This window comes from Blautia sp. OF03-13, from assembly GCF_003460685.1.
In the GTDB taxonomy this organism is placed as follows: Bacteria; Bacillota; Clostridia; order Lachnospirales; family Lachnospiraceae; genus Fusicatenibacter; species Fusicatenibacter saccharivorans.
Map to the genome: position 1 here is coordinate 1 of NZ_QTVR01000026.1, position 11,987 is coordinate 11,987.

The following is an 11,987-nucleotide window of genomic DNA, read 5'->3' on the forward strand; positions in this document are numbered from 1 at the left end:
AATACTGCAAATAGCAAATTTTAGCAAAAACATTTACCACTATATAAAACTGGCATAAATTGCATAAAAAAACAACAAATACCACCCGTAACACATAAAACAATAGCATATCCTATATATTTTTTTAAATAATGAAACGAGCTTACCTTCAAACCATACTTAAAAACAGCATAAGGTTCATACCAAATATTTGTCAACAGCCTAGCGATTGCAGACGCTAGATATATTCCGAATATTCCCATTGTTTTTCCCAAAATAATATCTAATACTAAATTAATTGACGCCGTAATCAGCAAAATATATTGTCCATAGCGAAAAAGTCCCATGGTGTTTTTATACGTATACACCGCATTCTGCATCCCTACAATATAAAAATTCAAAGCAAGGATGAACGGAATTGACATGTCTAAGATATATTTCTCACCAAAGCACAATTTTACAATATCTCCGGAAACAAAAATGATTCCGATAGCTCCCCATCCAAAAATCCAGAAATTAGAAAGATTTAATACTTTGAAAAACCTATACTTTTTCTTCTCATTTTCAATTGCATTTAAATTTCCCACACTAGCCGTTAAGCTATTAAACAACTGTGATGTCAGAGAGCTAAGTGTGCTCACCAACATAACATAATTAGATGTTACTCCAACAGACACCAAACCGCTGAAATATGTCAATACAATATTATCTGTATTGTTCACAAGACTTGTACTGAGCTTATTAAGCGTTAATGCTTTAATATTGACAAATAACTCTTTTTTTTCATATGTTGATAGTGATTGCACATTTTTTTTAGTTATATAAGGAAATTCTTTCTTAGCCCACCATGAAACAACTACATTATTACAAAATACTCCTATTGTCTGTATCAACAAATATAACATATAATTATGATTAAATATCAAGATCGGTATTTGAATCAAGCTTTGAAGTATAGTAACTGCATAATTCACCCCCAAAACAATGTAGTTCCGTTGTGCAGCAGTTAACAATGCACTTCTATAACTAAAAAAGTAAGTACTCGCAGTGTTAAACAGATAAATCAGATAAATGACATACAAATTTTCTGCAATATTAGGTTGTTCGGTTATGATTATACCCAAAAATGGCATCATCACTAAACCGAAGATCGCTACAACAATTCCAATGATCTTGTATGCTTTCCCATAAAACTGCATTAATGTTGTAATTTTTTCCTTGTTATCTTCTGCTAATGGCTTATACAGTGCAAAACCTATTGCACCTCCAATACCGAGTTCTGCCAATGACAGCATAGAAAGAATATTGCTAAACAGCCCATTTATACCAAGATACTCTGCCGATAAGCATCTTACAAATACCATTCTACAGATATATCCCACTACAGTATTAATAAAATATCCTCCAAAACCAGTAACTATATTAATTATGGAATATTCACTTCTTGTTCTATTATTCATATCCTGCCTTCAATCACTTAGTTTCAGTAATGATTTACTGTTTAAATTTATCATCCAAAGTATTATATATTCCAAAGATAAGATTACGAATAAACCTCTCAACGAAACACCAACCGTTATCTTACAATGCCTACCTTACGAAGTACTCTCAGGCCGTAATATCGTAAAGGACTCATCAGCTTATAATATGTAATACGTAAATTCAAATCTACAGTAGTTCTACCAGACATTTTTTTATTTTAGCATAACACTCCTTGGCAAAATTTTTATCTGCATATTTTACCACAAGGTTTAAGAACACACTTGCATAAAGCTTTTCTATTCTATTGTTCCATTCTTTTTGTTTATCTATGTCTATGAAATGTTCAACCAAATGAACCCGAATATCTTTGTATCCTTCCATAGCTTTTAGTTCCTTTTTCAATACATCTCCAGATGAAAAATGCGATAGAGACTCTCTTCTTAGAGTATATTTCATCAGTGGACAATCAATAAATCCTGCTCTACTAACATATGCAGCCATCATCAAAAATTGCAAATTCTGTCCGTATCTTGACGGATATATTTCTCGATCAGGATATAGAGACTTCAACACATCCATCCTAATCATATATGTTCCTGGCCATACATATGTTATTCCCTCAAAAATTTCATCAAATATATTTTCTTTCGTCTTCATATAATCATTGACTTCCAAATACCGCTCGCAAGAATCCAGGGTTTCTTCTGTAACATAATACCCATTTGTTCTCACAAAGCCATGCTCTGGATGTTCATCAAGCCATTTGCGCATTTCAGAAACAGATTCCGGAAGCAAAATATCGTCAGAATCCAAAAGTGTTAAATACTCACCTGTAGCTCGTTTAAATGCGTTATTACAAGCTGCACCTACTCCTTGATTTTCTTGTTCCAAATATATAAATTTTGCAAGCGTATTTTCTAATTCCACACGATATCCATTGATTATATCTGATGTGCTGTCCATTGATCCATCATTAACCAGAATTAATTCAATATTATGGTCTGTTTGATTTAGAATACTCTCTATACACCGAGCAATAAATTTTTCTCCATTGTAGCATGGAACAATTAAGCTAACCATCTCTGTATCCTCTCTGTAAACCAGTCCCGGAATTTTTTCTTCTTGTCGTTGCCATCTTTCACTTTAGTTTTCTTTCTAGCTAATTCAGAAATCATATCTTCTATAGTAAACTGTGTCCATTTTTCAAAAAAAAGCTGCCTATATGGATTCTCTTTAACAGACTCTAGCAAACACTCATTCCATACAGCAATTTCACTTGCCTGAGCATCATATAAAATCAACTGATCTTTAACAGTTTCCAGCCACCTCTCGCCCTTTGCTGTATGGACAATAATCCCTGAAACCCCATATGAATCATCTATTTCTGGATGAAATTCCTTGGCACTCCAAAAGTCCCCGATTGTAATATCACTGTACCTTTTAATTCCCTTAAAGTTGCATCTGAAGCATGATGGCCTAGTATAAAAATTTTCAATAAACCCTTTTATATAAGGACTCTCATTATACGATTCCTGGACTATTTCTCCACTTTTCAGCATATAATCCAGCTTAACATTCGATATTCCCTCTCTTTTATTTCTAAATTGCATAGCGTTTACATTATCTTCACCAAAACGTTCATTTAAATATCGTTTCCACACACTAGGTGATGGTACACCGTGACATATCAAATCAATACTCAACAAATTGTCATACTTTTCACCTAAAAACGCTTCCAATCCAGCCACTTGACACGGAGTCCCAGAAAACAGAACTTTTTTTCCTTTCAATAATTCTCTCTTTACATCTTTATAATTTGTTCCAATTTTACTTTGCACATACTTGGTACCTTTTAATTTATGCAACTCCTCTGTTTTCGAAATCCCAAGATGCTCCACTTCCATTTTTTCATTAAAAGAAGCACCAAATATAATTCCTTCTTCATTTAAAAATTTTCTAGCTAAAACTGAAAAAAATCCACCTGAGCTACTGCTCAAACGTTCCTCACAATTTCTCGCATAACAAGCATATGCTTTATCCCCGGAATTCAATGGTAGCTTTGTTACACTAGGGCATATATTTAAACACATTCCACAATTAACACATTTTTCCACAGATACATTCGGATATAAAAAACCTTCTTTATCAGCAACCATATTGATTGCAAACTTCGGACAAACATTATAGCATGCATGGCATCCACAACAATTTTCTTTTTTTACCTTATTTACGCTCCTACTGTCAATCATATCTTTTTCAAGGCATTTTTTATCTCCCGCCCGGTTTTAATATATTCTGGAATAACTTGCTCCAAATGTATTCTGATTCTTTCTTCATTCATTTCCAGCCATTTAAATGCTTCTATAAGCTGTCCGCTTTGTTCCAATGATTGAACTGGAATCACATAATTTTTGTATGTTCCAAACAAATCCATTGCTATTCCTCGTGCTTTTACTGAATAACCTACAACAAGTGTTGGAATTCTTGAAGAATATGCTGCTATTGTTGCATGTGTTCTTGCTCCAATAAATAATCTACATTTAGAAATTATGTATTTTAATTCTGGCGCTTTATGATCCGCCACCAAAATTAATCTCGGATTTTCTTCAAAATCTTTATATAACTTTTGAAGTACTACTCGGTCATTGTTCTGACTCCATACAACATGCGGAATAAGCGCAACCTTCATATCTGTATTCTGTAATATATAGTTGATCATTTTTTTATAATTTTCATATGTAACTCCGACATTCGTCTCATTAGATATAATCATAGGACTAATATTGATCCCAACTACATTGCTATCCTTAAACCGTTCATCTAATTCACATTTTTGATCTTGCATAAAAAAGGCTGGATCTGGAGCTAAAAACACTTTACTACAAACCTCTTTTACTGCATTATACGTAATACTCTCTCTTGCCACAACCATTTCATAAGACTTTAAGTCTCTTGAAACCTGTTCGTTTTTTATAATGTCCGGTTCAATAGAGCATCCCCATAAAACGGTTTTTATTCCTTTTTTTTGATAGGCTTGATTCAAAAAAGCATAAAATGACTGATTTGAATAACAATAGTTATCGCCGCCCACAGATAACGCAAGATCTGCCTTTCCCCTAACATTATCAATGAAGTTCAAGTAAGGTACTCCATCCATATCCGTATAATTGCCTGTCAGCTTAAGTTTTACATATGCCTTCGCAAGCTGTACCATATTCACTTTGCTTGTTTTAGCTTCATATATATCCCCCAATTTCTCCAGGCCATATTTTTTATCCTCCTCGACAGCCTCAGAAGCAATCAAAAACGACTCTTGAAGTAGTTCAAACGTACCTCGTACAATTGCTTCACACCCATGATTTCCACTTCCCCCATTTCCATATAAAACTATTTTCATAGGATCACCTCCAAATCATTGTACACCCTGCTTAATACGACCAAATATCGGAGCAAATGTCCCGTTTGCAAGTTTAATGCAATACCATTCAATCACCATTAAAATAATTGTAAATATTACGCATCCAACCATACCTGTCGAAGCCAAGAAATTTCCAGTGACTTTATAATCAAACAATCTGATTATTTCAATCAGCAAGTTATTTGTACATACTATCACGATACTGTTTTTTCCATATACTTCCAAAACTTTGTAAAGCTTTATTTTCTTATATTCCACCTTTTTCATCAAACTCATAATAGCAATTGATGTTGCCGTGGCACACAAAAAATATATTACCGAGTTACCAATATTACCTGCTGCCATTTCAACAGATCCATTTTTTTGCGCCAATAATAATCCAATGATCAACAAAACACAATCTACACAAATAGGTGTTTTCTCTACAATTGCAAACCTTGAACATAAAAGTCCAATCCCAATAAAACAAATACCCAACAGTACTTTATAAAGTATATCCAAATACCAGATGCTCATATAATCTGATAAAAATGTCACTATTAAAAAACTGCATAATATCATGGTAAAATGCAATTTCTTTCCATATGTTCTCTGGTTTCCAATCAATTCCATAATGATTTCCGCTAAAATGTATGTAGGTAAAAACCAAAGCGAATCAATACCTTTAAGAGCAAGTAAGTTAAACATTTTTTCAAAAAATGAAATCGGTTCATCTCCAATAATATTTAATAATGTATAAAACACTGCAAGCATACTTCCGAAAACATAATATGGCACAGCTGTTGTCCGAAGTCTGCGAATTATATTGCTTCTAACGAAATCTCCAAATTCTCTCCGTGTTTCTTTTCTATACATCAAAATACCACCAATGACAAAAAATACTGGCATATGAAACGAATAAATCCATATATGAACAAAATTAATCTTTGTCATTGTATGTCCAAAAAGCATTAAAATAATCGCAAGTCCTTTAGTATAATCAATATAGCGTAATCTCATTTTAATCCATCCTCTTATGAACTCTATGCAACAGGCCGCTTTTAATACGAGAAAAAGCCTTTTTCACAAAGCATAAATGTTATACCATTGTTTCCAAACTGTTATTTTAAATACGGTTTACTTTTTATCAAGCTTTATATCTTCTATTTTCTACTGAGATGTTTCCATATTTATATCTTTCCCAGGAACTGCTTTCCTGTGTTTTACTTATATGATTCCAGTATATTTGCACCCATCTGTAGTACTTATCATCACAAACAGCTATAGTTACAAATTCTTTTATCTCTACGTCTCCAAAATTTCTTCTATTTGCTTTATAATATATTGTGGTTCAAATCGTCGAACAGTCTCTCTGGCATTTTCCACCATTTTTTCTCTAAGTTCTGGATCCTTATAGATTTTTTCTATTAATTTTACTATCTTATCAACCTCCGGTACGACTAAATATCCATTTATACCTGATATAATAAATTCTCTTGGTCCGGCAGAGTTTACTGCAATAACAGGTGTTTCTAATACCATGCTTTCCAAAATCGTTATTCCCTGTGATTCTACCAACGAAGGATGAATCATAACATCTGCGGTTGCAATATATGGATATGGGTTTTTATTTGTTCCAAGCATAATCACATTTTCCCCCAGATTATATTTAGCAATCATATTTGAAATATGTCTTTTCTCCTCCCCATCCCCTATTAAGACCCATTTAAAATTAATCCCTTTATTTTTAAGAGCAGCCGCAACCTCTGGGCATAATCTCATATTTTTTTCAGCAGACAGCCTTCCTACTGTAACAATCTTAAAAACGGTATTCTGAAATTCAACAGCCTCATACATTTTAGCTTTTAGAGATAATTCATGTGAAACAATCATATTCGGAATCACTATGAATTTTTCTTTCATATCTGGAAAGTTTTCAGTCAGTAATGCCATACTGCTCTCAGAAACAGCAACCACACAATCCATTTTCTGATACGATCTGTGTAATTCCTCCAAAGCGATGCCAGAAAAGTTCATAATACCATGATGCCACCAAGTTATTTTTTTCTTCCCTTTAAATGTAAATGCTGCAAGTTCCGTGCATATTCCTGGACGATAAGCAATAATTACATCATAGCGGTCTCTTAGGTCTCCAAACAGTCTTTTTACCTTACCTAAAAAAAAACGATTTACCTTTTTTCCAAGCATATATTCTATACGAAAGGAAAAAGAAAACCAATCGCGCCGCTTTATTGCCTGCTTTAGACACGGTATCAAACTTCCGAAAGCATTATCCAAAGAATATAATTTAATATTAACCTCTTGGGGAATTTCTTCTAAATAATCTCCCCTACGTTCTAAAAGTAATAAATCGACTTCATATTTATCATAATTAATATTTTTCAAAACATCCGTCAAAGAGCGCTCACAACCACCAGCCTCTAAATGCCCATTTATAAATAGTATTGTTCTCTTCATTTTAATTTCACCTGCAAAATCAAAATTTTTAATCCAATTCTATATTTATACATCCATGTCAGCACTTTAAGTTTCAAAGGAATAGGCAATTTCCTTATTTGTAGTCTTGAAAACATACGCTGAACTTTATCCGTCCTTAAAACCACTTTGCACTTCTGCATTTTTTCGCTATCATTTAACTCCGTCGTGGAAATAATATCACCGACGGCATTATATACAAAAAATAATAATGTCAAATCAATCTGTTTTGAAAAGTCATAGTTCATACAACATGAAAACTTTTCTTCTATCCGGTTATGTAGTGCAACATAATCTTTCCATTTATCAACTGCAAAAGTATGCGTAGCCGATTGTACATTCATACAATAATGATAAAGATACTGGTTTTTCATATAATAAAATGAATCTGCATGGTAAAGAAGTTCTGCGCCAAACAACAAATCCTCTGAAAAGCGGATCCCTTCCTCATAATGCAAATTATTATTTCTTTTTTTAAATTCCGATTTCTGCTTCTGGTTTCGTCGGTAAAGGCAAAGCCAGTTTGAAATTGTTGGCGGATATTCTACATTCGGCATAATCAGCAGATGCGGAAAATATTCCTTTTCAAGTTGTTCTCTATCATAATACCCTTGTCGAATATCATGTGTGTATGCTTCTGTTCTTGTTCCAAACTCCTTTACACAATCACACATAATCACATCACAATTATACTGTTCTGCAATATCTATCATGGACTGATACATCTCTGATTCAATATAGTCATCGCTATCTACAAATGTACAATAATCTCCAATAGCCACATCAAGACCACTATTTCTTGCTGCTGAAACTCCCCTATTCTTTTGGTGAATAACTCTGACTCGTTTATCCATTTGTGCATATTGATCACACATTTCTCCGCTCTTATCCGAAGATCCATCATCTATTAAAATAATATCCAGTTCTTTATAGCTTTGCTTCAAAACAGAATCTACGCATCTATTCAAAAATTTTTCCGAATTGTATACCGGAATAATTACGCTAATCAACATACAACCTCCAAAAATGTCAGTTTTCAATCAATCTATAAAATTTATTTAGTTCCTGCACATTCGAATAATCCTTTTTATATGTATTATCTGATATACGGAACATAATCGTCTCATTTTGTAAAAGCATCACGATTTTCTCAGCACATTTCTCATTTTTCATCGGGACGATAACTCCATCCTTCCCATCCTCAAGTTGGCTTGACGACGTAGCAAATTTTGTAATCACAACGGGCTTGTGTAATGCCTGTGCCTCGCGGACGGTCACTGCCTTTCCCTCGTATCTTGATGGTTGCACATATAAATCACATTTTCGGATATATGGATAAGGATTGTCTTTCTTTCCCAGCAAAATAACATAATTTTCCATATCTGCTTCCGCGATTCGTTCTCGAATTAAAGACTCTTCGCCTCCATACCCAATAATGTACCATATGATATCCACTCCTAGTTCACGTATCCTCTTACATATATCCGGAATGTTATCAAAATTTTTTGCTTCTGAATAACGACCAACAGAAAGTAATATTTTTTCATGTCCGTTTCGAGGCATGTCTGTAATTAACTCTTTCGCTTGGATTTCAAGAAGATCCGTACTGAGTATATTTTCAATTGTAACTGCCTTATCTCTAAATTCCGGATACATTTTCACAAACTGTTCCGTACAAGGCGAAGACACACTCACTATATAATCAATCCTTGTATATATATCCTGATCCCTTTTTCTATCAGGATTCAGAATCGAATAATCAGTATGATTCCAAGCAATTTTTTTCTTTGCATCCACTTTCTCTAATAAGACATCTGGTATCCCTAAAAAAGAAATTCCAACATCATATCTTCCTGGTATTTGAGGCAATAATGTTAAAAGTGATTTGGAAATATACTGCATTTCCATCCAAACTCCCATCTCCTCATGTGTTTTCATACAATGTAGCCGCATCGAGATTTTTGACCACAAACGAGCCATACCAAATCGAATCCTACCATCCATAAACAAGTCTTTAATTGGGATATCAAAAGTTCCATATTCTGGAATAGACGTAAGCAAATGTACTTTTGATGGTACACAAGAAAAGAACTCTCCCTCATGTCTATATAAAAACAAACTCACATCATATTTTTCATAATCAATTGTATTGAGTAAGCCTAGAAGACTTCTCTCCGCACCTCCAATGAACATTGAGGGCATAAGGAATAAAATTTTCTTCTTCATAACTTTCTATCTTCAATCTGTGCAATTTTCAGTTTACTCTCTTGTGTAACGATAGAAGAAGAAGGAATAAGCCCTTTCACCACACATCCTGTACCTATCACACAGTTGTCTCCTATCGATGTTCCTTTTAATATCGTTACATTAGCAGCAATCCAACAATTTTTTCCTATATTTATTCCTGATGAACTATGTTTTTCTAGTACGCCCTGTTCTTTGTTAAAGCAATGATTGTTGTCAAAAATTTTCACATTTGGTCCAAACTGACATCCCGCCCCTATTACAACACTTTCTTTGGCACTAATCATCATTCCTTCATTAAAATAACATCTATCACCAATTTCAATCTTAGCGTCCTGATCTACAATCATAACACATCTTCCATCACTTACTATATTTCTCCCTAGCGTTACATGGCTCGATTTACATACAGATATTTTCGTATTATATCCAAACATAAGCAATCCGCTTATGTTCAAATTATTACACCTAAAAATTCTTTTCAAATTAAATTTAATCATATTCCATGTTACTCTAAAGTATGGTTTCATTTACCTATTTTCCCTTTCTGAAGATTTCCGTCCCAAACATACGATGAATTGGCTTCAGTAACCTACTTCTCATAACTGTTTTCTTATCCATCCAACTCTTAGCAAACCAATGTATAGAATACGTTTCATCTGTCATATTTAGACATCCTGTTGGATCATCATAAGGATTAAAACATTGAGCCGGATATATCACAGCATCATCAATAATCTGCTTTGATCCATCTTGCACCAACCCTCTTTTAACCAAAGCAGAAGTATTCAACATAGGACATCCTATAGTACCATGCTCGCCGTCAAGTAAAACATCGTATTCTCTCAGCATATTCTCAACTATTTGATTTCCTGCTACGGCACCAAAGCCAATACCTGTATTCACGTAATCCGATGTCTCAAACCCGAAAAAAGCTTCATGAGACAACAACTCATCTAATGATTTTACAACTTCTACATCCACGTCAAAATACAAACCACCCTCCTGAAGAACAATTTGCAAACGCGCATAGTCACTCAAAAAGGCATATTTATTATTTTTATATGTATATATAGTATATGGATTTTGATATATATCAAAATTATCCTCATTCCACTCAACAATTTCATAATCCGGGCAAAACTTTTTCCAACTCGAAATACACTTTTTAGCTTTATCCGGCAATGCTTTTTTTCCAAACCAACAGTAGTGAATTCTTTTTGGAATCATATAAATCCTCCCACATTAATGTTTTTTGCATATTATAATCCTTGCACTGGTGCGTGTTTGAAAAAGGCTTATCGTAAGCTACAGATCCCAGTTTATAGATGATTTTATCCGAATGAGAAAACGTAGCGGACTACGACAAACGAGTGAGGACAAAGTGTACCGCACTCCTTTCCATACAAAACTCTTTTATCTAACTTCATATAATTCATCAGCCATTTTAAATACTCATAAAATGTGTAATCTTCAAAAATATATGCCATTATTTCTGTCAACTCATTTCTTTTACTTTTTTCTTAATTATCTTGGTTAATTCCCACCCTAAAGGCGTACAAAATAACGTAAGCATTTTCCTAGGGGATTCCTGAATATATTTTTTGTTTCCTGCAATTTGGCTGCTAGAACAATAATGAATGCAATCCCTAATCAATCTTTTTTTGCTAATAGGATACTTCATAGCAATTTTTCTCAAGAAAGCGAAGCCTTGTGGATTCTTCAAGTATTGCTTCCACATAGTACTTGTCGACCCATCCTCCTGATACTCAACTTCACACACTACTTCATTCAAAACAAACAACTTATACTTCTGATCTACCAATGTATATTTATAAACCAGCCCTACATACTTTTCTCCGGGAAAAACCGGATAAGGAGGAACGCTGTTGATCACATCCGTACGGTAAATCAGCTTTTTATCCCCTGAACCTCCTGCCGCATAATACCCTCCTAAAGTCGTATCCTTCATTCCATCCGGAAATCCTTTTCCAATAATAGTTCCGGAAAAGTCAGCATCCAGTGCAATCAATCCGGCATAGTCCTTTTCTCTGACCTTTTCCCATGCCCATTGGATTTTGCCAACGGATCCTGGCGCCATCTTATCATCTGAATCAATACAAACATTCAATTCTGTATGAATATTCTCGTAAGCTTTGTTATGCGCAGTATGCATTCCTCCATTTTCTTTATAAATATATTGAATTTCAAATCCGTTTTTTTCTTTTTGCCATCCCTTAACCAAATCAGCTGTTTCATCTGTCGATCCATCATCGACGATTAGCCAGATAAAATCCTTGCAGTCCTGCTGACATAAGCTTTCATAAGTGCGTGGTAAGGTATGTGCACGATTATAAGCCGGTGTGAAAACAGTCAAAAAAGCCATTGC

At 34.1% G+C, this 11,987-nt stretch carries 11 protein-coding genes; all 11 read right to left on the reverse strand.

What is annotated here, in order from left to right; genetic code table 11:
* Positions 1-20 precede the first annotated feature (20 nt).
* The gene (locus DXA55_RS15045) at positions 21-1,439 is read right to left on the reverse strand and encodes a lipopolysaccharide biosynthesis protein (RefSeq protein ID WP_117814547.1); all 1,419 of its coding nucleotides are present in this window, start codon (positions 1,437-1,439) and stop codon (positions 21-23) included.
* Positions 1,440-1,647: 208 nt separating this feature from the next.
* On the reverse strand, positions 1,648-2,541 hold the full coding sequence (locus DXA55_RS15050) for a glycosyltransferase family 2 protein (protein WP_117814548.1): 894 nt from the start codon (positions 2,539-2,541) through the stop codon (positions 1,648-1,650).
* Positions 2,529-3,710: a Coenzyme F420 hydrogenase/dehydrogenase, beta subunit C-terminal domain gene (locus tag DXA55_RS15055; RefSeq protein WP_117814549.1), complete on the reverse strand. Its 1,182-nt coding sequence runs from the start codon at positions 3,708-3,710 to the stop codon at positions 2,529-2,531. The genes DXA55_RS15050 and DXA55_RS15055 overlap by 13 nt, the downstream gene beginning before the upstream one ends.
* Positions 3,707-4,858: a polysaccharide pyruvyl transferase family protein gene (locus DXA55_RS15060; protein WP_117814550.1), complete on the reverse strand. Its 1,152-nt coding sequence runs from the start codon at positions 4,856-4,858 to the stop codon at positions 3,707-3,709. The genes DXA55_RS15055 and DXA55_RS15060 overlap by 4 nt, the downstream gene beginning before the upstream one ends.
* Positions 4,859-4,873: 15 nt before the next feature.
* Positions 4,874-5,878: an acyltransferase family protein gene (locus tag DXA55_RS15065; protein ID WP_117814551.1), complete on the reverse strand. Its 1,005-nt coding sequence runs from the start codon at positions 5,876-5,878 to the stop codon at positions 4,874-4,876.
* A gap of 285 nt (positions 5,879-6,163) precedes the next feature.
* Entirely contained in the window at positions 6,164-7,336 is a 1,173-nt protein-coding gene (locus DXA55_RS15070) for a glycosyltransferase (RefSeq protein ID WP_117814552.1), read from the reverse strand.
* Positions 7,333-8,367 carry a glycosyltransferase gene (locus tag DXA55_RS15075; RefSeq protein ID WP_117814553.1) on the reverse strand — a complete coding sequence of 345 codons (1,035 nt, stop codon included), beginning with the start codon at positions 8,365-8,367 and terminating at the stop codon, positions 7,333-7,335. Before DXA55_RS15075 ends, DXA55_RS15070 begins: the two co-directional genes overlap by 4 nt.
* Positions 8,368-8,383: 16 nt before the next feature.
* Positions 8,384-9,580 (reverse strand): glycosyltransferase, encoded by a 1,197-nt coding sequence (locus tag DXA55_RS15080; protein ID WP_117814554.1) that lies wholly within the window; start codon positions 9,578-9,580, stop codon positions 8,384-8,386.
* Positions 9,577-9,948 carry an acyltransferase gene (locus DXA55_RS15085; protein WP_158565099.1) on the reverse strand — a complete coding sequence of 124 codons (372 nt, stop codon included), beginning with the start codon at positions 9,946-9,948 and terminating at the stop codon, positions 9,577-9,579. The genes DXA55_RS15080 and DXA55_RS15085 overlap by 4 nt, the downstream gene beginning before the upstream one ends.
* A gap of 184 nt (positions 9,949-10,132) precedes the next feature.
* Positions 10,133-10,828, reverse strand: coding sequence for a glycosyltransferase family 32 protein (locus tag DXA55_RS15090; RefSeq protein ID WP_117814556.1), 696 nt, complete (start codon positions 10,826-10,828; stop codon positions 10,133-10,135).
* Between the two features lie 268 nt (positions 10,829-11,096).
* Positions 11,097-11,984, reverse strand: coding sequence for a glycosyltransferase family A protein (locus DXA55_RS15095; protein WP_117814557.1), 888 nt, complete (start codon positions 11,982-11,984; stop codon positions 11,097-11,099).
* Between the last annotated feature and the right edge of the window lie 3 nt (positions 11,985-11,987).